The following is a 25,803-nucleotide window of genomic DNA, read 5'->3' on the forward strand; positions in this document are numbered from 1 at the left end:
ATTTTCTTCTTGATCCGACCCCCCCGCATTTTCTGGCTGTTGCTGCTCGCCGGCGCCCTGCTTCGCGTGGCGGCAATTCATCTTCGGCAGGAAGGAGTGCTGGAGCGCGCGCCGGATGAGGATGAATTCTTCACGCTGGCGCGCAGCGTGGCACACGGCGACGGCTTTGCCCTGCATGGTCAGACCACCGCCTACCGCGATATGCTGCTGCCCGTGGTCACTGCCGGCACGCTGAAGCTTTTCGGCGATACGGCTTTGCCGATGCTCTATCTGCAGATCGTGTTGTCCGCGGCCAGCGCGTACTTTCTGTATCTGCTCGGGCGGAAACGGTTCGGCGAAAAGGCCGCCCTATGGATGGCGGCGGCATGGATGTTTTATCCCGCGGCGATTCTCTACTGCGGGCTGCTGATTACCGAGACCCTGTTTGTTTTTCTCTGGCTCCTGGCCCTCGTGCTCCATGACAAGCTCGAAGAAAGCGAGTACGATCTGAAGTGGGCGGCGCTCACCGGCCTTGCGCTGGGGTTTGTGATGCTTTCGCGGCAGGTGGGCACCACCTTTCTGGCGGCGGTGTTGATTTATGTGGGGCTGATCCGCTATGAGACTCCCCGCCCGCGGCGCTGGAAGGCCGCGGCGGTGATCCTCGCCGGAGCCGCACTGGTGACTTTGCCGTGGATGATCCGCAATGCCGTGGCGGTGGGAGACTTCGCCCTCAACAGCAACGGCGCGATGAACTTCTTCATTGGCAACAATGCCAAGGCAAACGGAGCTTACAAGCTCGAACCCGACCAGGAGGCTCTGTTGCCTCCGCCGACGGTCAGCGAAGGCGACGGTGCGCGCGGCACATCTGCCGTGGCGTGGCGCTACATCAAGGAACACCCGCAGGAAACCGTCAAACTCTGGCCGCGCAAGTTCGCCTTTCTCTGGTCCACCGACGCGGCGCAATGGATTCATTATCTGCCGCCCGAAGGACCGCCCCATGTCAGCGAGCGCTTGCGGTCGCTACCGCTGTGGATGCTGCTGATCATGGCCGTGCCGTATATGCTGCTGGTGTGCTTCGGTGTTTCCGGTTACTATCTGGTGCGGCACTTTCCCACGCGGGGGCTGTTCATCCTCAGCATTTTCCTCGGGGTGGTGGCCAGCCTGATCTCGTATGGTTTGCCCCGTTATCATTTTCCGCTGATGCCCGCCGTGATCATCGGCGCGGGAGCCCTCGTCGCCCCCAAAGTCTGGATCAGCGCGCCCGTCTGGCGGCGTCTGTTTCTGCTCTTTACATTAGGGATGTTTGCCGGCATGTGGCTGTTTGAAGCCATGACCATTGCCGGTGTCTGAGATCAGGCTGCAATCCCCACCATCCAGCGTTTGGAGACCGTTGTGTCCCGCATTCCTCGCCTATTGTGGATATTGCTGATTGCGGGAGCCGTGCTGCGGGCCGGGGTGATTGAACTCCGCCCCAAAGCCGCGCTGGAAAGTGCGCCTGAAGAGAGCGAGAATCTGGATATTGCCCGCAGCCTCGATCTGCATCAGGGCTTCAGTCTCAATGGCCAGCCGACGGCCGACCGCAGTCTGCTCTTTCCTGCCCTTGCGGCGGCCGTCATGCTGCCGTTTCACGGCTCTCCCAAGCCGGTGCTCTATGTGCAGCTTCTGCTGAGTTGCGCCAGCGCGTGGCTGCTGTACCGGACAGGGCTTAAGCGCTTCGGCTCATCGGCAGCACTGCTGCTGTGTGCGGCATGGCTGTTCTATCCCGGTGCCATTCTGGCAACCGCGCTCTTTCAAACCACTACCCTGTTCGTGTTCTTGTGGATCGTGGCGCTGGCGCTCTATGACCGCCTCGAGGACAACGGCTTCCGCCTGCGCGATGCCGTTCTCCTTGGCCTTTGTGCCGGGCTGACCATTCTGACGCGGTCGATTGGTTTGGTGCTCTTGTTATCTCTGGTCCTGTATGTGTCCGGCCTTCGCTTCGGTGCCTTCCGTGAGGTGCATTGGCGCAGCGGACTGGTGATTCTGTTCACGGCGCTCGTGCTGATTGTGCCGTGGATGCTGCGGAACTCGCGGGCCGTCGGACATTTTGCGCTGACAACTAATAGCGGAATCAGCCTGCTGGCGGGAGAAATGACCCATGAAAGCGCGTTCCCTTCTCATGAGGCGCGGGACAGTATCGCGGCGCGGCGTCCATCCTTAGAGGAGAACACGCCGGCACCCCGACCGCAACTCGCCGCCGGGGAAGTGTGGGTGCGGAAACTGATGCGCCTCTGGGCCACGGATATCGGATTGTGGCTGAACTACTTTGCGCAACCGAATGACCCGGGTCTGTCCCGCAGTGTGCTTTGGCACATCCTGCCGGTCGCGGTGGCATCCATCCCCGGAATGCTCGCGGTTGGCCTGGGCGCGGCGGGTTTTCTTCTGGTGCAGACGTTCCGCTCCCGCAGGCTCTATCTGCTGCAACTGCTGCTGGGTGTTGCCGCTCTGTTTCTGACGTATGGTCTGCCGCGGGATCATTTCATGTTCCTGCCGGCGCTGCTTATCGGCGCGGCCGCTCTCTGGCGTCCCGCTGTCTGGGTCGAAGCTCCGTGGATCCGCCGCGCCGCCGTGATTTGCACCCTCGGTGCCTTTGGCGGTTTGTGGCTGCTCGAAGGCCTGTCCGTTGCCGCGATGTGAAAGGCTGCCAAGGGAGTACCTTCTGATTCGTACAGGATTTCCGGCTCTTGACCTTATGGCTTTGGATTGAAGCTTTCGAACATAGTTGCATCCGCCAAGCGTCATCCCGCCTTTCCGCTGTTGTTTCGCGGTACGCGGTTTATGATTGTGGCGTGGATCGGGATGGCGGTCAATACGGCCCTGCTGTTTCTGTTCAAGGGAGTGATGGGGATTCCGTTGATTCCCGCCAGTTTGCTGGCCATCGAGATTGCCATCCTGCACAACTTTATCTGGCTGCGGTACTGGGCGTGGAGTGACCGTAAGACGGATAATCAGCGTCCGCCGTTCTGGAAACAACTGATTGTCTATAATCTGGCCACGGGCGCGGTGGACCTGATGGCCAATGTAACGATTCTCTGGGTGCTGGCTACCCTGTTCGGCGTCCATTATCTGGTAGCCAACATCATCGGCATGATCCTTGGGCCGTTCATCAAATTCTGGGTCAACGACAAACTTATTTTCAAGGAGACGCGATAAATGGCTAAAGATGGTTCGTCGCCGATTCTCCGTATCAATAATATCTCCCTCGGTCCGTTCGAACGGCGCGTGCTGCCGTGGATGGCCAGGCGTCTGCCCGCCTGGGTGATGCCGGACCATCTGACGTACCTCGGGCAATTCGCGGCGCTCTTAATCGGCTTTTCTTATTGGCTGACCCATTACAGCCTGGACTGGCTGTGGCTCACCAATTTTGCGTTTGTGCTGCACTGGTACGGCGACAGCCTCGACGGCACCCTTGCCCGGGTGCGCAACATCCAGCGCGAACGGTACGGCTTCTTTGTGGACCACTACAGCGACGCGGTGGCGGTTTTTCTGATCTGCATGGGCATGGGCGTCTCGCCGATCATGGATCTGCGCGTGGCGCTGATGCTCATCGTCGGCTACTATGCCATGATGATGCTGGTGTATCTTGTGTCCCTCGCGCGCGACGTCTTCAAGATTTCCTTCGGCGGCTTCGGACCCACGGAAGTGCGGCTGGCAACCATCATTGCCAACATTGTGGTCTGGAGCCTGCATAACCCGACGGTGATCACCATTGACGGCGTGCCGCTGACCCTGTTCAGCGTGTTTGGACTGGCGGTCTTCGGAGTATTGGGCGTCTTTTATGTGATCTTCGGGACCATCGAACAGCGCAAACTGGCGCGGCTCGATCCCACACCCGACCAAGGCGCTTCACCCCGCTCCGAAACGATGGTTTCCATTCCCGCGCCCAGTCGCGGCGTCAACCGGAGCTAAGCAGTAAAACGGGATATGCAAAAAGGCCAGCGAGATTCTCGCTGGCCTTTGTTGTATAAGTCGTTGCTCTGATTTAGAAGTCGAACAGCGAGTAGCCGACCAGCAGTTGCAGGCCGTTGGTATGGGCCTTGGTTGAACCGCTGGTGCTGGCGGCAATGCCACCCATGTTGGTGAGGCCGAGGTTGTAGCGGCCTTCCAGCGTCAGGACATGTCCCTTCAGCGGAAGATTGACGCCGGCGCCGACATTCAGGCTCAGACTCTGGTTTTTCCAGTTGCTGCCCGCGGAATAGTCGGTTGCGCTGCCGGTGATCTTGTCCCGTGCGTTGAAGCCCGCTTCGGGACCGGCCTCGATAAACGGCTTGATGGTCGGCACGGGCAGATTGTACACCAGAAACGGCGCGATCACCAGTTCGTCCTCATTTACAGTGAACGTCTGGTTGAAGATCTCGTGCTTGAATCCCTTCTGTACATAGAGCAGTTCACCCCGAACCGAGAAGCCGGTGAGGGGAACGGCGACTTCACCGTACACGCCGCCCAGGAAACCGGGCTTGATTTTCTGCGTGGTGGCGGTCGCCTGATTCGGAATCTCGAGCTTCGTGTTGGCGAAAATCGCTCCGGCCTTGATACCGGCCCGGATCAGAGCGTGACTCGGAGTCGTACACAGCAGCAGCGCGAGCGGCAGTAGGAAAAGGAGTTTCTTCATAGCGGGTGGGGCTAAAGGTTAAGCGGTCGTCGGCGTGGCTTGCTTGCGCGCGGCCGATTTGGTCACTGCATTCAACGCGTGGTCGAGATCGTTGATGATGTCCTGCACGTCTTCGATGCCCACCGACAGGCGGATCAGGCCTTCGCCGATGCCGCAGGCCGCGCGGGCTTCGGGAGACATGGCGCTGTGGGTCATGGAAGCCGGATGCTGAATCAGCGAGTCCACGCAGCCGAGACTGACGGCCAGCGAGATCACGTGCACGTTGTTCATCACCACCTGCGCCGGCTTATAACCGCCCTTGACGTCAAAGGAGATCATGCCGCCGAAATCCTTCATCTGCTTCTTGGCCAGAGCATGATGCGGATGGCTGGGCGAACCGGGGAAGTAGACACGCTCCACCGCCGGATGGCTCTCGAGGAACTTGGCCACGAGCTTGGCATTGGCGCAGTGCCGCTCCATGCGGATCGGCAGCGTCTTCATGCCGAGGTTGAGCAGCCAGCAGTCGAACGGCGAGGGGCAGGGGCCGAAGTCTTTCATCGTCTTGTAGAAGGCGTCCTTCACCCAGTCGTGCCGGGTGACCAGCGCGCCGCCCACGATGGTGCCGTGGCCGGACAGATACTTGGTGGTGGAGTGCATGACGATGTCCGCGCCCAGCGAGAGCGGATTCTGCAGGTACGGCGTGGCAAAAGTGTTGTCCACGGCCACGAGGCACTCGGGGTTGACGCTCTTGACCAGCTTACAGATCTCTTCGATATCCGACAGCTCCATCATGGGATTGGTCGGGGTTTCGAAGAAGATCATCTTCGCCTTGGGATTCAGGCGGATGGCATGCTCGACATTTTCCAGCTTGGTGGTATCCACCAGCACGTTCTTCACACCGTAGCGGGGCAGAAAATCATTGAAGAAGTGGTCGGTGGAGCCGTAGAGCACGGTGCCGCGCAGCAACGTATCGCCGGGATTCAGGACCGCCATCGAGAGAGCCGAGGTGGCGCCCATGCCCGAGGAGAAGAGCAGCGAAGAGATGCGCACGTTTTCCGGATCGGCCAGCTTGACCTCGCGGCCCTCGAGAGCATTCAGCTTGGCTTCGGCGACGACGACGGTGGGGTTGCCCATGCGGGTGTAGACAAAGCCTTCGCGCTTCTGCGCAAAGAGGTCTGCGCCCTCTTCGGCATCGTCGAAGATAAAGGTCGAGGTCTGAAAAATTGCGTTGGTGTGAGCCTTGGACTTGGGCTGCCCGACTTTTTCTCCGGCGTGGAGACAGCGCGTAGCAAACCCGCAATCCAGATAAAACTGCTCAATCACATCTTTACGTTTGGAGTCTTCCATGAGGTGGTGTCCGGTTTATTTCCTGCAATCGCCGAGGCGGACGCCCTCGTCCGCCCGAAATCAATATGTCACTGTAATCACCCCCGGTTCCTCGAAAAAGAAGAACCGGGCACTCGACCAAAAATAGTCTTCGGGAGCGGCAGCCATACCGCGCTTCACCGGATTGAAATGCATGTAGCGGCGGCGTATTATCGCTGCGCGTGGCCCCGGAATGGGAACGTCATCGTAGTGGCTATTCCACAATGGAAGCGAGGGCGGATACCCGTGTGGTTGGCAAATGTGAGCGACGGTACTCTTGAAAGCCTGCATCAAGCGAGGCACTGCCATGCCATCCTCTGTCTGGCCAAGCAAAGCGTGGAAATGATCAGGCATCAGCACGTATCCGTAGCACACTACACCGAATTTCACGCGGTTGGTTTCGAAGACATCCAACACAGCACGGCATGCGGCATCATCAACGAACCAATTCCCCATCACTCGTGTACTGGTTGTGACGAAGTGCAGAGTGCCCACGAAGGCGATTTGTGAATGTCGTCGCCGCATGTCAAGTATCTCGTTGACCAGAAACCACTGGCTTGGCCGAGGCGGACGCCCTCGTCCGCCCGGAAGGGTGGCAAGGGAGCTTTCAAGGCCGTGCGGAAACTGTGTTTGAGTGCGTGGGGGTAAGAGCAACCCTGAGCATTTCGGGCGGGCGGGGGCGCCCGCCTCGGCGAGGTTCAAGGGCGTGGTGCTTGCCGAATGAGCGCCAACCTTACACGGTTCTCTTTCTTTCTTCTTCTTCCAACTCATCAAGGAAGGCCACGGCGCGGCGCAGGTGGGGGATGACGATGGAGCCGCCGACGGTTAAGGCTACGGAAAAGATGTCGAACAGTTCGGCGCGGGTGACGCCGTGCTTGCGGCACTCGATAATATGGTAGGAGATACAGTCGTCGCAGCGCAGAACCATGGAGCTTGCGAGGCCGAGCATCTCCTTGGTTTTGGCCGGGAGTGCGCCGTCGCGGTAGGTCAGGGTGTCCACGCCGAAGAAGCGCTTGATGGAGGCATGGTCTTCTCCGAGGATGCGCTCATTCATCCGGCTGCGGAAATCGTTGAACTCGTCGAGCCGTTTTCCCATGATATTTGATGCAGTTGGGTGAAACCAAACCGGCACGTCCCAAGGCAGTCCGGGACAGGAGTGATGATCCTGCCGGGCAAAGTGAGTGAGTCTACACGATACGCAAGATTCTTCACAAGGTCAAGTGGGGCCAAGTTAGCCGGAGTTCTGCAAGGGTTCTTGACCCGCCAAGGGCTCGCTGGCGCGCAAAGAGAGGCATTTGGACTCGTGCATTTGAAGATTCTCATATCTAATATGACCCATTCAGGCTGAATTCCCGACAATACGATCTTTAGCTTCCCTACCGCTGTACGGGATTGCTGTCCAATGTTAACAATAAGTGTTTTTTGTGCTTGACTATGTGCCTCCATTTTTCCATATTTGGTGTGAATTCCTTCACAGAGGTGGCTTATGCAAACAGGGATATTTCAATTTTGTCCCGGGCGATTCCGACCCCTCGCGCTACTTGTGCTTTTCTTAACAAGCATGGCACTTTGGGGCGGTTCGGCCCGTGCGGCGGCGGTTAATGGATCGGCGTCGATTTGGAGTTATGTGCGCAACGACACCACCAGCCATGTGCAGGTGGCGCCGATGGTTACTTTGAATGTGCGGGATTTCGGCGTGAAGTCGCTGCGCTTCGAGTCGTCGCTGCGCGGCTTCACCGATATCCGCCACAGCACATCGGAAGATCGCCGCCTGCGCATCTGGCGCGCGGTGTTTGTGTATGCCCCGGACAAATCGCCGTGGGAAGCGCGGCTCGGACAGCAGTGGCTGACCGAAGGCGTGGGTCGGGGCAATGTGGCCGGGCTGTGGGTCAAGCATAAGCTGGGAGCGTTGAGCAGCGTCACCGTGTTCGGCGGCGCGCGGGTGTTAAGCTCGGTGGACTTGCAGGAGACCAACCACTATCAGGGTCTGGCCGCCGGCATTCACGGGCAGACACGCATCCACCGCTACAACGTCGGCGCATCCTACTTTTTTGTGGGCAAGGACAAGGTGCTCTATCAGGGCGCGGGCGTGGAAGCGTCGGGGCGGATCATCCATAATATGATGGCGCGCGGACGGTTTGACGTCAACCTTGAACACGGTTCGGTGGAGAAGGGGCAGCTCGGGTTGTACTGGACGGCGAACAAGCGCCTGGATCTGACCGGCGAGTTCCGGGTCGAGCAGCCGCGGATTTTTGAAGATTCCTATTTCCGGCAGTTCCTCGGCCAGGTGAATACCACCTTTGGCCGGGTGGGCGCGCTCTGGAATTTCTACAAAATGTTTTACGTGCGCGGCAACAGCGCGCTGCTGTTTACCGAAAGCGATAACGGGCTGTACAAGGTGCAGGCCGCGGCGGGCTTCAACAGTTGCCGTTCGCTGGAAGTGGGCTATACCCACTGGCTGTCGGTGGACAAGGCCAAGTGGGACGGCCTGTTCGGTGAGTTCCGCTGCCGGTGTTTCTCCAAGGTGAACGTGGATGTGGGCTTCGATTGGGCACGCGGATCCAATGCGGAAACGACCCTGTTGCCCGCGCGGGACTCCCAGTCGCTGTACTTCGGGGCGGAAGTGACGCCGATTTCCGCTCTGACGCTTTCGGCCCGCGCCGAGCAGATCAAAGATCCGCTCTACAAGAGCCAGTGGCGCGGCCTGTTTTCGATCGGCACACACTTTTCCAACCTTCGATAGGAGCCTCCCATGAAAACCCGAGTCCTTCCTATCACCAGGATTTTGAGCCTTGGAGCCGTCTGTCTGCTGCTGGCCGTGGCGGCCTTTGCCAAGATGAAGATGGAGCCGTCGGCCACGCGCCGCGAGCTGAAGTTCAGCCACGGTTTTCATCAGGAGCAGGGAATTACCTGCGACCAATGCCATGTCAACGCCAAGACCAGCGCCACGGGCAAAGATGATCTGCTGCCCGGCCATGCGCAGTGCAGCCAGTGCCATGATGTCCAAAAGACCACCGAGTGCAGTACCTGCCATTTGAGCCAGGCACCGAAGCCCAGCGCGCGGATTGTCGATTACAGCCCCAAGTTCAGCCATCAGCGGCATATCGAGCAAGGCAAACTTGAGTGCACCCTGTGCCATACCAATCTCGATTCGGCGCTTACCCCCCATCAGATGGGACATGGGCCGAATATGGGCGAGTGCATGACCTGCCACGATCAGCAGCTGGTAAAGAATGATTGCAGCACCTGCCATCTGCCGACGGACAAGCTGAAACCGGAAGATCATAATCTGAACTGGGTGTACCGGCACGGTATGGCGGCGTCGAGCATGACTGATGTGCGCTGCATGATGTGCCACAACACCAACCAGAACGCAGCGATGGATTGCAACCGCTGCCACAACGGCGACCAGATCACCAATCCGCACCCGCGCGACTATGTGACGCGCCACGGCGCGGATGCGCATCTGTCCGATGTGCAGTGCAACGTGTGCCACGAAGTCAGTTATTGTAACGACTGCCACGCACAGCGGCAGCTTGTCCCGCCCAGCCACTTCAAACCGAACTGGGCTAATCGCACCACAGGCGGCGATCACAAAGACCGCGCGGAATTCGATTTGGAAAGCTGCATGTCCTGTCATGACCGCCCCAATGCGGAGCCGGTCTGCGTTCAGTGCCACGGGAAATGAGGCCCACTATGAAACAACACAAATCTCTTTGGATATTTCTCGGGCTGCTCGCGCTGGCGCTGATGGTGGCGATGGTTTCCTGCAAGACCACGCGTGAACAATCCACCTTAGGTCCGCATCCGGCGGGTTGGAATGACCCGGCCAGCGCGGCCTTCCACGGCTTTGCCGCCGCCCGCGACAGCAACTCCTGCCGCGAGTGCCACGGTCAGGATCTGCACGGCGGATCCAGCGGGCGCTCCTGTTACGATTGCCATGCGACCTTCCCGCATCCGGCCACCTGGATGGACACCACCAGTTCTGCGTTCCACGGTGTGGCGGCCAAGACCGACAGTAGCAAGTCCTGCGTGGGTTGTCACGGTTCCGATTTCCAGGGCGGCATCAGCGGCGTGGGCTGCTACCGCTGTCATACGACGTATCCGCATATTGTCAATACCGCCTGGCAGCAGCCGCTGTCGACGTCGCCGCTGTTCCACGGCTGGTACGCCCAGAGCGACACCAACGGCCCGGGACAGACCTGCAAGCCGTGTCACGGCACAGACTTCCGCGGAACGCCGCGGGCCAATTCCTGCTACGATTGCCACAGTGTGCTGCACACGACGGTGGAAAACGAAGATACCGATACTCACCGCGCGTTTGTCGCTTCCAAGGGCTGGAAGATCAATGATAACTGCGCCGTGTGCCACGGCACCGACTTTACGGGCGGCGCGGCGGCCGGTGTGGACAGTGCGGCGGTGTGCATCCAGTGCCACGCGCCGACCGACAACGTGATGATGCTGACGGGCTGCAATGTCTGCCATACGACCGAACCGGAACTGCGTTCCTTCTGGAAAGTGCCGTTCGGCACGGCGGACGCGGGCGCACATCCGCTGCATGTGGCGGACAACAAGTTCTCCTGCCGCGAATGCCATCCGTCGCTGTCCGCGTCGGGTCATCCCCATCCGCTGCCGGCAGATGTGGCCTTCAACCGCGCCGTACTGGCCGATACCTTCGGCTTCAGCCCGGCGTTCAGCCATGTGGGCGCGCCCAACAGTGGCAACGGGGCCTGTTCGAATGTCTACTGCCATTCCAACGGCTTAAACCCGAACTTCCCGCCGCATCAGAATCCCCGTCCGGCGGTGGTGTTCCCGCAATGGACACTGCACGGCGGCTGCGGGATGTGCCATGCGATTCCGCCGTCTCTGGCTGATGACCCGAGTCACCCGCAGGGAACCGGCCTGAACTGTTCGGCGTGCCATCATGACGTGGATCCGAACTCCAATTTCAATTTCCCGGATTCCATTCGGTTTGTCTCCGATTCTTTGCACGTGGATGCCAACTATCATTTGTAAGTGACCGTTACGGTCCCCGATCATGCCTGGGAGTTTGCCCAAACGAGGGTTCCCGCGCTGATGAATTTACTTTCTGCAGTGTATGTTTGTCTAAATGTAAAGTGAGACGATGGGCACAACTCTCGACGTCAAGTTATTCTGGGTAGCCTTCGCGTGCTACGGATTCGGCTGGCTGGCGTATTCCTTCTGGCTGGGGCTGAGAAAACCGATCCTGACGAAGCTGGGAACCACGCTCTTTGTGCTGGGCATTATCCCGCAGACCATTGCCTTTGGTCTGCGCTGGGCCAATACCGGCCACTTCCCGCTCTCCAACATGTATGAGTATCTCGCGGTGATGAGCTGGATGGCGGCGATCAGCCTGGCCTTTCTGACCTGGCGCTATCGCCATTGGGTCATCAGCGCGCTGATTTCACCTGTGGTAGTAATGTTGATGGTGGCGGCCTCGCTGCTGCCCAAAGAGCCTTCGATGCAGCTCATGCCTGCGCTGCAGAGTTACTGGCTGATGATTCATGTGTCGCTGGCGTCGATCGGCGCGGGCGCGTTTGCCGTCGCGGCGGCGGTGTCTATGATCTACCTGTTTGCCGCCAAGGACAAGGATGAGGAAAAGGCGCCGTTCCAGCCCAAGCTGAAAGCTCCGGCAATTTCGCTGGTGGCGATTCCGGCCTTGATGCTGATTATCGGTGGCGCAGCGGGCCTGTTCTCGAATGTTACCCACTTCGGCTTCTTCGGTGATCCGTCGGGCGGCATGGGCAGCGCGGTGATTTTGTGCGGTATGTATCTGCCATTGGCGGGATTTGTCTGGGCGCGCCTGGCCAAGGGTGAACCGGGACCGGAACAACGGTACTGGGCGGCGGTCGGTTTCCTGGCGCTGTTTATCGGCGCACTGGTTACCGGTTTCCTGATCCGCAGTGACAGGATTGCCTTGACGACCGACAGCCCGCTGAAGATCTTCGAATTCTTCGGTGTGACCCTGATCTGTTCAGCCATTGCCCTGTTTGTTGTTCATGCCCTGCTGGGCTTTGGCAAGGTGCCTGCCAAGTTGCATCTTGAGGGCAAACTGCTCGATGAGATCAACTACCGCGCCGTGACCCTTGGCTATCCCTTGTACACATTGGGCGCGTTGTTTGCCGGGGCCATCTGGGCCGAGCAAGCGTGGGGCGCCTTCTGGAGCTGGGATCCCAAGGAAGTCGGCGCACTGATTATCTGGCTGTTTTACAGCGCCTTCCTCCATGCCCGCTACCAGCGCGGCTGGTCGGGATCGAGAACCGCCCTGCTGTCCCTGGTCGGCTTTGCCATGATGATGCTCTCGTTCTTCGGCAACTACTTCTTCGGCGGCCTGCACTCGTATGGACTTAACGCGGCCAGTGAACAACGTATCGAACTAGCCGCTGCGCCCGCGCAGGCGCAGCCGGCAACCGCATCGCTGGCGGATGGGTTTTGGACAATCCCCACCGACAAGTGATCGGATCCTTCGGTCTCTTAATCTTGATGAACTAACCTTGAGTATATGGACGATCTGAATTATCAGAGTTACCTGACGGAACAGGAAACTCTGGAGCCGGAAAGTAAGCCAGCGGCGAAGAAGAAGCTGAGCCTGTGGGATCTTCTGGCAACGATGAAATTTGCGATCTGGATTCTGGTGCTGCTGGGCGTGCTCTCGCTGGTCTCGCTGTTTGTCGGTGAACTTCTGCCCAAGAATGAAGCCGGACAGGCGACGGTACAGGGAACGGGACGCGCGGTGGTAGATCTGTTCCAGATGACGGATCCCTTCCGTTCCTGGTGGTATAGGCTGTTGCTCGGTTTGCTGTGCCTGTCTCTGCTGGCCTGTGTGCTTGAACGCACCCCGGTTATCTGGCGGCTGTGGCATCGCAAGCCGCCGGAGGATGCCGGCTGGCTGCGGAATATCCGCTACGGTGTGCAGCGCGTTGTGACCGCTCCGCGTGAAGATCTGGAAAAGCATCTCGGCGGCGGCTGGGACTGGCGGCTGAAATCGGACAAGTTGTGGGTGGGCGAGCGTGGCCGGGTCGGCATGTGGGGTCCGCTGCTGACGCACATCGGCATGCTGCTCATCGGCGTCGGCGCATTGATCGGCTCCTTCGGCGGGATGACCACCCGCGCGGGCGGTTATGCCGCCGATACGATTGACGCTCAGGATGTGCCCGGTCTGCCCTTTGCCGTGCGGATCGACAGTTTCCGCATTCAGTACTGGCCGCTCCAGCCGGGGCAGATGGTACTGGTGGACAACCGTTATGTGGGCCGGCTGGTCAAGCTGGAGGCGGGTGGAACGTGGCTGGTCGAAGAGCAGGATGAGACGGGCAAGAAGACCTTGTCTTCCAACGAGCCGCAGTATATCCGCAATCAGTTCAACAACAATATGGATCGCGGCAACATCCGCAAGTTCGCCAGTTATGTGACGATCCTGGAAAATGGCCGCGAAATGGAAAAGCGGGAAATTGCGGTGAACGCTCCGCTGCGGCGCAGCGGCTACCGCTTCTACCAGAGTTCCTACGATCCGGATAATCCGCGCGCGACTGCAACCTATGCCGGCGCGATGATTTCCCTGACGGACAGCGCCAAGGGGATCACCGACAGCCTGCTCTTGAAACCCGGCGTGGAAACGGCCCTTCCCGGCGACACTCTGAAAGTCACCGCCGGCCAACTGCTGCCGCATTTCAAGCTGGGACAGAATGGGCCGTTCAGCGAGGACGCGGAATTTGTCAATCCCGCGGTGCAACTGTCTTTTAAGGGCCCGCACAGTTACGAAAAGACGCAGTGGGTGTTTTTGAAATTCCCGCCCATGCAGTCCGGACCGGGACACTTCAGCTACCGGGTCACCCGTTTGAGCGGGGAGCAGGCCTCGGCAGAACTGGCGACCATTTTCGAAGTCAAGAAGACGTATGGCGCCTGGATTTTGTGGGCAGGTTTCCTGATCTGCTCTTTAGGACTGGTATTGTGTTTCTACATTTCACACCGCGTGCTGTATGTGGAGTGGCCGCAGGCAGGACAGAAAGAGATCCGGTTGACCGGACTGTCCCGCAAGACGGCGCACCTGTTTGCGCGGCAGCTTGACCTTATGCTCGAAGGTTTGAACAGTCAGGCGGTCTCATAGCCCTCGGGGCGCGGACCGCAGCCGATTTGACGATACCCCAACTTCTCAAGGAGGATTCATGTACGGTCGTTTTGCGAAAATCATCACCTTCGCGGCGGTGATGATGGTTCTGGTTCTGGGTGCCGCCCTGGCCCTGGCCGAGGATGCCCCCAAGGCCGCCTCGGACACCAAAAAAGAGCACGCGTATGTCGGCAGCAAGACCTGCAAGATGTGCCATAACACCGAAGCTCAGGCAAAGATTTACGACAAGTGGATGAGCACGAAGCATGCGCACGCCATGGCGGCGCTGGATTCGGCCAAGGGCGAGACCACCAATCCCAAGTGCCTCAAGTGCCACACCACCGGTTACGGCAAAGCCACGGGTTTTGACAAGGTTAAGGACAAGCAGGGTGCCGAAGATCTGGGTTCGGTCGGTTGCGAAGCCTGCCACGGCCCCGGTTCGGATTATAAGGCCATGGGCGTGATGAAGAATCACGAGCAGGCCATTGCCAATGGTTTGATCGTTCCGACCGAAGAAGTTTGCAAGACCTGCCACAATCAGGAATCGCCGACCTTCAAGGGCTTCGATTACACCACCATGTTCCCGAAGATCGCCCACGGTAAGAAGGCGGCGGGCGCTGGCGAGAAGAAGTAAGCATCCGGGTTGCCGGACGGCGCTGTGTGCTGACTGAGCAGTTGCCGCTCTTTAGGGGTGGAGCGTTGGGGCGGATCTTTCTAAGATCCGCCCCGGCCCCCCGTTTTTAAAGAAGAAGACTTAGAAATAGGAAAAGCGGACTTTCGACAGAGGTTGGTGGGAATATCCGCCTTATTGCTTGACATAGAGATGATCTTATTTGAAGATCCTTTGCATCAGAAGAGCATGGCCGGACAGCCGTTCGGTGGTGCGGCGGTGAGTAACCCGTAGGGGTTTTCGGACCGCGCCCGCCCGCGTTGCGCCCTCCCATGTGAAAGGATTCTCTAAAAACCGAGCCGTGAGCGAAGCACGACCCGAAGGAGTCATCATGGGAAGGCTATCGGTCTTCTTCCGGTTGGCGATGAGTCTGCTCTTTGTCACAGGGCTGCACCACCTTTCCTACGGGCAGCCTGTCTCGGATTGCCTGCCGTGTCACACGCATTATGGGCAGATGATGTGGCCCACTAATCCGCACGCGCACACGCAAGAGCATGTTGCCGGGGAACTGGCAGCCAACTGGGCAGGGCAGCCGCCGGATTCCGTGATCATCGGATCGCAGGCGGAAAACTGCATTGCCTGTCACGCTCCGCGCGCCGTGACTATCGGCGGGGGCATGACGGAATCGCAGGCGATGGGCTATTTCTTTTCCACGAGTGGCGGTGTCTACACCGATTCCACCCGTTCGCTGCATACAGACACCTGGCCCGATGTCACGTGTGTGAGCTGCCACCGTATGCCCACGTCGCATCCGGGTCAAATGCCTACTCTGGCACTGTTTAATTCGACCACCGCGCAGTATGATTCGGTACGCAATGTGTCGGAGCAGTGCGGGCAGTGCCATGGCGGGCTGCGCTTTGCGGATACGGACCATCAATTGTTCTCAGCCTGGCAGCAGAGCACCCACGGTCATCGCGGCCAGACCGACGTTGCCTCGGAGTTGGCGTCCGATTGGGCAGGCCGGACTCCGGCGGAAGTCATCAGCGGCCCGGATCCGGAAGATTGTATCCAGTGTCACGCACCGACGGCGGTGAAGCTGGACGGCGGAATCACGGAAGTGCAGGTGCTCAACCGGTTCTTTACAACGGTGAACGGACGGTTTACCGCGAACACCACCGTGGCGGATACGGCGCACTGGCCGGACGTGGCCTGCAATTCCTGCCACGATCCGCACCAGCCGGATTCCATCGCGATTTACAATTCCGCCTTACGCCGTTACGATTATTTGCCGAGTAGAGATCAACAGTGCGGACAGTGCCACGGAAATTTGCGCTTTGCGGGCACGGACCACTTAAGCTACAATATCGAGCAGGGAACCGGGGGAATCGGAGTTCCCGATCTGGTGACGATGCCGGGAACGCACTGTACGGATTGCCACATGCACCGCGGCGATACCGATGGTACGCACTCCAAGACGTACGAAGGCCATCGCTGGTCCGTGTTCACGCCGGAGTCAGACGGCTCGGTGAGCGCTTCCTGCACTGTTTGTCATGCCGGAATGAGCGCCGATTCGGCCCAAGCCACCGTGGATGCGTGGCGCGGGGAATTTGAGCAGCTCGCGGCGAGCGCCGGCCAGCGTGTGGCCCAAGCCGACAGCGCGCTGCAAGGCAGCACAGACAGCCTCCGGCTGCGGGACCTCGACGAAGCGCAGCGCAATCTCCAGTTTGCGCAGTCGGACGAGAGCGGCGGCGCGCACAACCACACGTATGTGATGGCGTTGTTCAATGACGCGATCATCAAAGCGGATGGAATTCTGGGCACAGACGCTGCGCCCCGGGCGGTTCCTGAACGCTTCGCGCTTCTCCAGAATTACCCGAATCCGTTTAATCCTTCAACGCGGATTCAGTTCAGCCTGGCAGCTCAAGTGCATGTGCGGCTGCAGGTGTACAATGAATTGGGTGAACGGGTAAGCACCCTGTTGGACGGCAGCCGGCCCGCCGGAACCTACACACTGATGTGGGACGGAAAGAATGCCGCCGCGGGAATCTATTTTTACCGGCTTGAAGCCGGCAGCTTCACCGAAACCAAGAAGATGCTTCTGATCCGCTGAGTTCGGCGGATTGGATGAGACGAATTTTTCGAACAACCACTGTCCACGCTCGTGGCGGGGTTGTGACCGGCCGGCGCTCTGAACGCCGTAGTGATTCTTTGGCGACGACCGGAAACATCAACCGACGCGGGCGTAGAAATTACGCAATCCGCGCCGAAGGTCAATTCTTGACACGCAGATACACAAGTGCGGATTGGCGAAAGTTTTCACAACTACCCCGCGGAAGAGTTTCCGCACATTGCTAAACCGCACGTCCCCCTATGGATCCATCACGACGACAATTCCTTAAGACGGCCGGAGTGGCCGCCGCGGCTGCCGCCGCCGGGATTGTGGCCAAGCCACTCACGGCAGAGGCAAACGTTCATGTTGAGGCCAATCCGGACCGTTTCGGCGTCCTGACCGATACGACTCTGTGCATTGGCCTGAACTGCCGCCGCTGTGAAATCGCCTGCGCCAAGGAAAATGGGAACCCGCCCATTGACACACCGCCGGAAGACGAGTCCGTCTTCGACCATCTGCGCCGCACCCACGAGAATCAGTTCACGGTCGTCAACCGTTACCCGAATCCACACGGGGCGGACAAGCATCCGATTTACGTCAAGAAGCAGTGTATGCACTGCGATGAGCCGGCCTGCTCCTCGGCCTGTTTTGTCAAGGCCCTGCGCAAGACCAAAGAAGGTCCGGTGGTGTACGACGCCAGTGTCTGCGTCGGCTGCCGTTACTGCATGGTGGCCTGCCCGTTCGATATTCCGGCGTATGAATATCATAATCCGACCTCGCCCAAGGTGCGCAAGTGCACGATGTGCTATGCCACCCGCACCAGCCTCGGACGCAAGCCGGCCTGTGTGGAAGCCTGTCCCAAGGAAGTGATGACCTTCGGCAAGCGCAGCGATCTGATCAAACTGGCTTACGAAAAAATTCAGGCCGATCCGGTGCGCTATGAACGGCATCTTTACGGCGAGCATGAAGTGGGTGGCACAAGCTGGATGTTCCTGTCGGGTGCGCCGTTCGAAAAGATCGGCCTGCCGGAGCATCTGGGCGACGTGGGGCTTCCCGAATATCCGCGCAACTATCTGTCCGCGGCACCGCTGGTGATGGCGATCTGGCCAGCCCTGTGGGGCGGGCTGTATATGTTCACCAAGCGCCGCGACGAACTGGAAAAGCAGGAAAAGGAAAAGGGCCACGAAACCCATGATCAGGAGGAGAAGTAATGGCGGCTCCTTCTATCGGACGCCCCGCCGGCAGTGACTGGGTGCGGGAAAAGATCTTTTTGGGTATGACGCCGCGCGAGTATGTGCGCAGCCTGGTGACTCCGGGCAACGCGGTTGCGGCGGTGATTCTGGCGGTGGGACTGCCCATCACCTTTATCCGCTTCACGCAGGGGATGGGCGCAGTGTCGAATCTTTCCGACGCCAACCCGTGGGGAGTGTGGATTGCTTTTGACGTGCTGTGCGGCGTGGCGCTGGCCGCGGGCGGTTTTCTGACCGGCGGCGCGGTGCACCTGTTCGGCATGAAGGAATACAAGCCGTTGGTGCGGCCCGCGATCCTTACCGGATTTTTGGGCTACGCGCTGGTGGTGGTGGGACTGCTGTTCGACCTGGGCCGTCCGTGGCGTCTGCCCTATCCGATGATGGTGTCTTTGGGCACGACGTCGGTCCTGTTCGAAGTGGGCTGGTGTGTGGCGCTCTATCTGATGTGCCAGGCGGTGGAAATGCTGCCGCCAGTCTTCGAATGGCTGGGCTACAAGAGACTGCGGCAATGGGCCGTGGGTCTCACCGCCGGAGCCACGGTTACGGCAGTCGTGCTCTCGACGTTGCACCAATCTTCACTTGGCGCGCTCTTTCTCATCGCTCCGGGAAAACTGCATCCGCTGTGGTACACGATGTATCTGCCGGTGTACTTTATCTGCAGTGCCATCGGCGGCGGCATCGGCATGATCATTTTCGAATCGTCGCTGTCGCACTCCTACTTCAAGGAGCAGACCAAGCATCATCCGCATGGTGAATTCGACAAGCTGACCATCGGCCTCGGCAAGGCCGGCGCGGTGGTCATGTACATGAACTTCCTTCTGCGCTGGCTGGGTGTGGCGCACGACAACCGCTGGGAACTTTTAACCACCGGCTGGGGCGCATGGTGGCTCGTGGAAGTGGTCGGATTTATCGGTCTGCCGTGTCTGGTATACCTTTGGGGATACCGCAAGGACAACGTGCTGGCCATCCGCATCGCCGCCGTCTGGTCGGTGATCGGGCTGATCCTGAACCGCTTCAACGTCGGCCTGATCGCCTTCAACTACACATCCACCGAGCGTTACGTCCCGCGCTGGACGGAAATCTGGGTCAGCGTGATGATTATCACGATTGGCGTTTTGATTTTCCGCTGGATGGTCAACCGCATGCCCATCCTCCTTCAGCATCCTGACTATGCCGGCGACGAACACTAAGCGCGTGAGGACACACCCATGAATTCGATGCAGGATTTCGCTCTCGTCACTCAGGCCGCGGAGTATATCGTTGGCATGACCGGTCTGCTGCTGTTTGCCCTTCTCTGGAAAGCCTTAAGCAAACCGAAGAAGGGAGCGCGGGCATGAATACGAAATTAGAAATTAGAAATGAGAAATTAGAAAGAAGACAGTTTTCTTTCAGCGTTTCAGCATTTCAGCGTCTCAGCGTTTGCGCTTGGTTTTTTGGTCTTTTGGCCTTTTGCTCATTGAGTTTCGCCGCGCCGCAGACGTTTCAGAAGAAGCGGAATACGCCGGCGGATTGCGCGGCCTGCCATACCTGCAAGAACCCGGATCAGACTAATCCCTGTCTGACGCTCTGCCCGCGGCCCCGCGCCACGTCGCAGGACATTATTCACGCGCCGGAAACCGTGCTCCTGTATGAACTGGAAAACGAGTACGAACCGGTGGCCTTCAATCACCGCACCCATGCCCAGATGTCGGCGATGGGCGGCGAATGCGCCGACTGCCATCACTTCGGCGAAGGCGGGCGGATCGAGGCCTGCAAGCAGTGCCACAGCCTGACCGCGTCCGAAGATATGCGGCAGCCGGGGCTGAAGGGCGCCTACCACCGCCAGTGCATGAAGTGCCACGAGCAGTGGAGCGGCGAGACCAACTGCGAGAATTGTCACATCAAGAAGGGCATGCCCGGACCGCTGACGGCGGCCAATGTCGCCGGAGCCCCTCACGAGACGCACATGCCCGGCAATCTGAAAGATATGCAGCAGCCGGACAAGAAAGTCTGGCAGTCTTCCTATAACGGCGGCACGGTGGTGACGCTGCATCACAAGAACCACACCGAAAAGTACGGGATCGACTGCGCCGCCTGCCATCACGCCGAAGGCTGCGGAAGCTGCCACAGCAAGCAGGGCACCACGGCGCAGGTCAGCAAGAGCGAACAGGCTCTGCACGCCACGTGCAATGCCTGCCATGCCGAGATGAGCTGCGGCCAGTGCCATCAGCAGAGTGAAGCGGTGGCCTTCAACCATGACCGCACCGGATTCCAGCTTGGCAAGCAGCACTCGAAACTGCAGTGCAAGTCCTGCCACGGCGATCCGTACCACTTTACCAAGCCGAAAGCCGACTGCAACGGCTGCCACAACAACTTTGCCGAAGGCAAGTTCAACCATGCCGCTACGGGCGTTTCGCTGGACGAGAACCACAAGGAAATCGGCTGCGAAATCTGCCACGTAAAGCGGGCCTTTGCCGAGCCGCCCAAGTGTACCGAGTGCCACGGCGCCGAAGTCGCCTATCCGGCCAAGGTCCCGGGAGCGCGGGTTAAGGGCAAGCATTAATTCTCAGGACCCGTTCAGGACGCTGTGGGGAAAATGAAAAACTAAAAATGAAAAAGTAAAAGCGAAAAGAAGGCCCAACCGCTTCGTTCTTTCTTTTTAGTTTCTAATTTTTGGTTTATCGTTTTCCTCCGGCTCTCCCGACTCATTAACGAATAAAACGCCCATGTCTCGACGGATTCCCCTTCTCGCGCTGCTTTTCCTGTGCGGAGCCCTCACGGCGCTGGCGGCCAGCAACCCCAACGACGTCTGCATGCAGTGCCACAGCGACTCCTCCATGACTCGCACGCTGGCCAACGGTGCGGTGCAGTCCCTGGCGGTTACTCCCGACACTCTCGCCGGCTCGCGCCACGCGTCCCTAAGTTGCGTGCAGTGCCATGCCGATCTGAAAGTCGCGGACTTCCCGCACCCGGAACACCTGAAGCCGGTGAACTGCGCAAGCTGCCATCAGGAGCCCGCTTCGCAGGTCGCTCACGGCGCGCACGAGTCGCAGATCAAATGCGCCGGCTGCCACGGTTCGCACAAGATTCTGAGTCCGTCCAATCCCAATTCGCCGGTATCGGCGGGCCGCATCAATCAGACCTGCGCCGATTGCCATAACAAGCAGCACGCGCCGATCCGGGGACGCACCGCCCAGTATGCCAGTTATGACGTCGGCGTTCACGGCAGTCATCCCAAGACCGACGGGACCACCAACCCGAGTTGCACCACCTGCCACGGCACCCACACCATTGCCAATGAAGCCAATCTGGGGCCGCAGCTTGAAGCCGCCTGTTTGAAATGCCATCCCGGCGTCGAGCAGGAGTTCAAGCAGTCGGTGCATGCCGACATCAACGGTGGCCGCGCCAATTCCCATTGCTTCCAGTGCCACGGCGAACACCGCAGCCGCGCGCCCTCCGATACCACGCTGCGCGTGACCAATGAATCCTCGGCTGAAGCCACCTGCGGTCAGTGCCATGCCGAATCCGTTGCCCGCTACAATCAGAGCCTGCATGCCTATGCCCTGAAGAGCGGCAGCCCCCGCGCCCCGCGCTGCGAAAGCTGCCACGGCGGGCATAACATCCGCCGCGTGTCCGATCCGCTTTCCCCGATGTACCGTACCAAGCAGCCGGAAACCTGCGCCAAGTGTCACAGCAAAATCGGCATCACCACCGATCCCGATGTGCGGCTGCCGCGCTCTTTCGAAAACTATCAGGAAAGCACCCACGGCAAGCTGCTGGCCAAAGGCGACACCCGCGTTCCCGTGTGTATCGACTGCCACGGCGGTCACGCGATTCGTCCTGCCAGTGATCCGGCGTCCACGATTGCTCCGCTGAATCTGGACAAAACCTGCGGCCGCTGCCATCCGCAGGAAGACCAGGCGTATCAGGCCTCCATCCACTACCGCGCCCTCAAGGCGGGTGTAACGGACGCGCCGAACTGCACGGGCTGCCACGGGGAGCACATCATGCTCTCGCCCAAGGATCCCAAGAGCAAGGTCAGCCATGCGCAGGTCGCGCGCGAAACGTGCGGCAAGTGCCACGACAACCCGGTGATGATTCGCAAGTACGGTCTGGCTCCCGATGTGGTCGAGACCTACCGCGACTCGTACCACGGTCTGGCCACGCTGGCCCGCAGCAGCCGCACGCCAAGCTGCCCCGATTGCCACGGCGCCCACAATGTGCGCACCGAGCGCGACTCGCTCTCGACCATCAACTCCGCCCACGTGGTCGAAACCTGCGCCAAGTGCCACAAACAGGCCGACGTCAAGTTCGCCCAATCCTACACGCATCGCGCGTTGCAGCCCATGGCGGGCGGTGCGACCTATTGGGTGTCGCGCATGTACTGGGTGCTGATTGCCCTCGTCATCGGCGGCATGCTGCTGCACAATTTCATCATTCTGAACTTCCATATGCTGCTGGCCAAGAAGAAGCAGCACCTCGGCAAGAAGATTACGCGATTCGACACCCATCAGCTTATCCAGCATATGGCGCTGACGGTGTCCTTCACCATGCTTTCGGTGACCGGTTTTGCGCTGAAGTTCCCCAATGCCTGGTGGGTGAAGTGGCTGGCCGCCATCGGCCTGTCCGAGCCCGTGCGGCGGATCACGCACCGCATCATGGCGGTGATCCTGATCGCCTGCTCGGTCTACCATATCATCTATCTGTTCATGACCAAGCGTGGACGCGAAGAATGGAAGGCCATGCTTCCCGAGCCCGCCGACATCACCGACATGACCAGCACTATGAAGTACCATCTGCAGCTCGGTCAGAAGCCGCCGGAATATGGCCGTTATGACTATTCGCAGAAGGCCGAATACTGGGCGCTGATCTGGGGAACGATTGTGATGATTGCCACGGGCTTTGTGCTCTGGTTCCCCGCGCAGCTTTCGCCGATGCTGCCCAAGTGGGCGGTCGCGGTCAGCCAGACGGTACACCTTTACGAGGCGTGGCTGGCGACGCTGGCGATTGTCGTCTGGCACTTCTTCTTTACCATCGCCCACCCGGAAGAATATCCCATGAGCTGGACCTGGCTCACGGGCAAAATGAATCTCGAACACGTGCGCCATCGTCACGGACGCTGGTACCGCACACTGGTGAAGAATAACGGGCAGACTCCCGACGAAGATGCCCACGACGCGACTGCCGCAACGCAGGAAGAGACTCTCTAAGTACATGGCTTTCCGATCCGCCCTCCTTGTCCTCTGGCTGTCCCTGGCCGCGGCCGTCTTTGCCCAGCAAAGCGAGCCGTGCATGGACTGCCATTCCGACCCGTCGCTCAAAGTTGAGCGCATGACGGGCACGGTCTCGCTGACCGTGACGCCTGACAGCCTGAAAGGCTCTCCGCACGAGGGCCTCAAGTGCACCGACTGTCACCAGAGCCTGCAGGGAACGACCGAGTTCCCCCACGGCGCGGTGAAGACGGTCAACTGCGGTCAGTGCCACGAATCGCAGCTCAAGCAGTTCATGGCCGGCTTCTTCAAGAAGCTGAATGACATGGGCTACCGCTCGATTCCGGCCTGCAGTGACTGCCACGGCACGCACAAGATCAGCCGCCATGCCGACACCCGCCACGTCTGCGGCCTGTGCCACCGCGCCGAACTCAAGGCGCTGGAGGCCAGTGTCCACGGAGAAAAGGGCAAGGGCGACGAACGTCCGTTAAGCTGCACCTCCTGCCACGAACCGCATTTCAAGTCGCGGCGCGGGGAGATGACGGCGTCCGACTGGCGGATGACGCTGGTCAAAGAGTGCATGCGCTGTCACACGCAGGAATCCAAGGACTACCTGGCCAGCAAGCACTACGCACAGGTTTCGTCCGGCGACACTCTGGCTCCGACCTGTATCAATTGCCACGGCAACCACGATATTTTGTCGCCGAAGAATCCCGCCGCCCCGACCTCGGTCGAACGGCTGGACAACCTCTGCGCCCAATGCCACAGCGGCTATGTAGAAACGTTGCACCGCAAGGATGGCGCCGATCCCAAGCTCATGACCTGCGTGGCCTGCCACACGGGACACGAGACGCAGATGACGCGCACGCCCGACGGCGTCACGCGGCAGACGATTCCCGGCAGTTGCAACGGCTGCCATGCCGACGAGCGCCACGCCAAAGAGACGCTTGCCCACGGCAAGGTCATGACCCTGAACGCCAGCGGCGGGCAGGCGAATTGTACTCAATGCCACGTGTATCACTGGCGCAAGAACGGCGGCACCCGCGAGGCGTCGCTGCGGATGCAGTGCCAGAACTGCCATGTAAAGGAAACCAAGGAATACGACCAGTCGCAGCACGCGGCGGCGCGGGCCAAGGGCCATAACGAAGCGCCCACCTGTGTCACGTGTCACGGCGAACGCGACATTCAGAAGGTTTCCGAGTCGATGCGGCCCCGCGAGGTGATTGACCTTTGCAGCCGCTGCCACGGCAACCGGGAAATCGCGCTCAAATTCCAGCTCAACCCGGACGTGGTCAAGTCTTACAAGAAGACCTACCACGGACAGGTGTACAGCCTGGGCTATCAGGGCGAGGACTTTGCCACCTGTATCAACTGCCACGGCAATCACGATATTCGCTCGCCCAAGGATCCGCAGTCGCGGGTCAGTCAGCAGAACATCGTCAAGACCTGCGCCCGCTGCCACAAGGACGCCAACGAGAAGTTCGTCGGTTTCCTCTCCCACTACGATCCGCACGGCGGCGAAGTGGGCGCGCTCTCAGGTGAGAAGCGCGTGTCGGTGGTGGAACGGGCCATGAACGCGCTGCTGTTCTTTGTGTTCGGCTTCTTCGGCATTCACACTATTCTGTGGTTTGTCCGTTCGGGCATCGAAAAGAAGCGGCATCCGCGCACACGCTCGCCCGAGTCCGCCCGCAAATGGGTGCGCCGCTTTACCCCGTGGCAGCGCGTGCTGCATATCTTCCTGTTCTCGACCTTCCTGATTCAGGCGATGACGGGCCTGCCGCTCAAGTTCTCGCACAGCCAGATTGCCTACTGGATTGCCGCGCATATCATGGGCCTCCGCACCATGGCCATGCTGCACCGGATCAGCGCCGCGGTGATGATTACGGTGTTCCTGCTGCATGTGCTGACACTTGCGTATCTGGCTCTGGTTCGGCGGCAAAAGGGCCTGTTTATCGGCGAGAATTCGTTGGTGCCGCGTTTACAGGACCTTAAGGACATGATCGCGCATTTCCGCTGGTTTCTGTTTAATCGTACGCGACCGCACTTTGGACGCTGGACTTATTGGGAAAAATTTGATTACTTTGCTGTGTTCTGGGGCGTGGTTGTAATTGGCTCTTCGGGCCTGGTGCTTTGGTTCCCCGAGTACTTTACTCGTGCACTGCCCGGTTGGCTGATCAATTTAGCGCACGTCGTTCACAGCGAAGAAGCTCTACTGGCAACGGCTTTCATTTTCACCGTACACTTCTTCAATGGCCACCTTCGCCCCGACAAATTCCCGATGGACGATGTGATCTTCACCGGACGCGAGTCCACCGAAGAGATCGCCCATGAGCGGCAGCGTCAGATGGTGGAACTGGAAAAGGCAGGTTCCATTGAAGAACAGGTCATTCCTCCCATGGGTTACTGGACACGGAAAATGCTGGTGATCTATGGCTGGATAGCCTTCGCCCTCGGAATCACGCTGCTGTTCTTTATCATTGGCAGCATGATTCTGTGATTAGCCGGCGGGTAGGAATCCGCCCACCTAATCGGCTTTCGGGGCACG

Annotated in this window: 21 protein-coding genes; 17 read left to right on the forward strand and 4 right to left on the reverse strand. The window is 59.5% G+C overall.

The window, feature by feature from the left end:
• Positions 1-9: 9 nt before the first annotated feature.
• From VGL38_08930 to VGL38_08945, 4 genes are all read left to right on the forward strand, one after another.
• Positions 10-1,329, forward strand: coding sequence for a glycosyltransferase family 39 protein (locus VGL38_08930; GenBank protein ID HEY3295551.1), 1,320 nt, complete (start codon positions 10-12; stop codon positions 1,327-1,329).
• A 42-nt stretch (positions 1,330-1,371) separates the two neighbouring features.
• Positions 1,372-2,655 carry a glycosyltransferase family 39 protein gene (locus VGL38_08935; GenBank protein HEY3295552.1) on the forward strand — a complete coding sequence of 428 codons (1,284 nt, stop codon included), beginning with the start codon at positions 1,372-1,374 and terminating at the stop codon, positions 2,653-2,655.
• A gap of 66 nt (positions 2,656-2,721) precedes the next feature.
• Positions 2,722-3,171 carry a GtrA family protein gene (locus VGL38_08940; GenBank protein ID HEY3295553.1) on the forward strand — a complete coding sequence of 150 codons (450 nt, stop codon included), beginning with the start codon at positions 2,722-2,724 and terminating at the stop codon, positions 3,169-3,171.
• The gene (locus tag VGL38_08945; GenBank protein HEY3295554.1) at positions 3,172-3,927 is read left to right on the forward strand and encodes a CDP-alcohol phosphatidyltransferase family protein; all 756 of its coding nucleotides are present in this window, start codon (positions 3,172-3,174) and stop codon (positions 3,925-3,927) included.
• Between the two features lie 73 nt (positions 3,928-4,000).
• Here VGL38_08945 and VGL38_08950 read toward each other — a convergent pair whose 3' ends face one another.
• The 4 genes from VGL38_08950 to VGL38_08965 all read right to left on the reverse strand — a co-directional run bounded on the left by VGL38_08950 (position 4,001) and on the right by VGL38_08965 (position 7,070).
• Positions 4,001-4,630 carry a porin family protein gene (locus VGL38_08950; GenBank protein HEY3295555.1) on the reverse strand — a complete coding sequence of 210 codons (630 nt, stop codon included), beginning with the start codon at positions 4,628-4,630 and terminating at the stop codon, positions 4,001-4,003.
• 18 nt (positions 4,631-4,648) lie between these two features.
• Positions 4,649-5,956 carry a PLP-dependent aspartate aminotransferase family protein gene (locus VGL38_08955; protein HEY3295556.1) on the reverse strand — a complete coding sequence of 436 codons (1,308 nt, stop codon included), beginning with the start codon at positions 5,954-5,956 and terminating at the stop codon, positions 4,649-4,651.
• Positions 5,957-6,016: 60 nt separating this feature from the next.
• Positions 6,017-6,499: a hypothetical protein gene (locus VGL38_08960; protein HEY3295557.1), complete on the reverse strand. Its 483-nt coding sequence runs from the start codon at positions 6,497-6,499 to the stop codon at positions 6,017-6,019.
• Between the two features lie 208 nt (positions 6,500-6,707).
• Positions 6,708-7,070 carry a carboxymuconolactone decarboxylase family protein gene (locus VGL38_08965; protein HEY3295558.1) on the reverse strand — a complete coding sequence of 121 codons (363 nt, stop codon included), beginning with the start codon at positions 7,068-7,070 and terminating at the stop codon, positions 6,708-6,710.
• Between the two features lie 465 nt (positions 7,071-7,535).
• Here VGL38_08965 and VGL38_08970 point away from each other — a divergent pair, with 465 nt between their 5' ends.
• From VGL38_08970 to VGL38_09030, 13 genes are all read left to right on the forward strand, one after another.
• Complete coding sequence (locus VGL38_08970; GenBank protein ID HEY3295559.1) at positions 7,536-8,717, forward strand: hypothetical protein; 1,182 nt, start codon at positions 7,536-7,538, stop codon at positions 8,715-8,717.
• A 9-nt stretch (positions 8,718-8,726) separates the two neighbouring features.
• Positions 8,727-9,662: a cytochrome c3 family protein gene (locus tag VGL38_08975; GenBank protein HEY3295560.1), complete on the forward strand. Its 936-nt coding sequence runs from the start codon at positions 8,727-8,729 to the stop codon at positions 9,660-9,662.
• 8 nt (positions 9,663-9,670) lie between these two features.
• Complete coding sequence (locus tag VGL38_08980) at positions 9,671-10,990, forward strand: CxxxxCH/CxxCH domain-containing protein (GenBank protein ID HEY3295561.1); 1,320 nt, start codon at positions 9,671-9,673, stop codon at positions 10,988-10,990.
• 109 nt (positions 10,991-11,099) lie between these two features.
• A complete protein-coding gene (gene ccsA / locus VGL38_08985) occupies positions 11,100-12,452 on the forward strand; it encodes a cytochrome c biogenesis protein CcsA (protein ID HEY3295562.1) in 1,353 nt (450 codons plus the stop codon).
• 45 nt (positions 12,453-12,497) lie between these two features.
• On the forward strand, positions 12,498-14,099 hold the full coding sequence (locus tag VGL38_08990) for a cytochrome c biogenesis protein ResB (GenBank protein HEY3295563.1): 1,602 nt from the start codon (positions 12,498-12,500) through the stop codon (positions 14,097-14,099).
• Positions 14,100-14,157: 58 nt separating this feature from the next.
• A complete protein-coding gene (locus tag VGL38_08995; GenBank protein ID HEY3295564.1) occupies positions 14,158-14,733 on the forward strand; it encodes a cytochrome c family protein in 576 nt (191 codons plus the stop codon).
• A gap of 367 nt (positions 14,734-15,100) precedes the next feature.
• Positions 15,101-16,819, forward strand: coding sequence for a T9SS type A sorting domain-containing protein (locus tag VGL38_09000; protein HEY3295565.1), 1,719 nt, complete (start codon positions 15,101-15,103; stop codon positions 16,817-16,819).
• A 260-nt stretch (positions 16,820-17,079) separates the two neighbouring features.
• On the forward strand, positions 17,080-18,030 hold the full coding sequence (locus VGL38_09005) for a 4Fe-4S dicluster domain-containing protein (protein ID HEY3295566.1): 951 nt from the start codon (positions 17,080-17,082) through the stop codon (positions 18,028-18,030).
• Positions 18,030-19,259, forward strand: a complete 1,230-nt coding sequence (gene nrfD, locus VGL38_09010) for an NrfD/PsrC family molybdoenzyme membrane anchor subunit (protein HEY3295567.1) — start codon at positions 18,030-18,032, stop codon at positions 19,257-19,259. Before VGL38_09005 ends, nrfD begins: the two co-directional genes overlap by 1 nt.
• 18 nt (positions 19,260-19,277) lie before the next feature.
• On the forward strand, positions 19,278-19,406 hold the full coding sequence (locus tag VGL38_09015) for a hypothetical protein (protein ID HEY3295568.1): 129 nt from the start codon (positions 19,278-19,280) through the stop codon (positions 19,404-19,406).
• Positions 19,407-19,510: 104 nt separating this feature from the next.
• Complete coding sequence (locus tag VGL38_09020) at positions 19,511-20,611, forward strand: cytochrome c3 family protein (GenBank protein ID HEY3295569.1); 1,101 nt, start codon at positions 19,511-19,513, stop codon at positions 20,609-20,611.
• A 163-nt stretch (positions 20,612-20,774) separates the two neighbouring features.
• On the forward strand, positions 20,775-23,258 hold the full coding sequence (locus tag VGL38_09025) for a cytochrome c3 family protein (protein HEY3295570.1): 2,484 nt from the start codon (positions 20,775-20,777) through the stop codon (positions 23,256-23,258).
• Positions 23,259-23,262: 4 nt separating this feature from the next.
• Positions 23,263-25,755 (forward strand): hypothetical protein, encoded by a 2,493-nt coding sequence (locus tag VGL38_09030; GenBank protein ID HEY3295571.1) that lies wholly within the window; start codon positions 23,263-23,265, stop codon positions 25,753-25,755.
• The last annotated feature ends 48 nt before the right edge of the window (positions 25,756-25,803 follow it).

It is taken from the genome of bacterium, from assembly GCA_036504735.1.
In the GTDB taxonomy this organism is placed as follows: Bacteria; Electryoneota; RPQS01; order RPQS01; family RPQS01; genus DASXUQ01.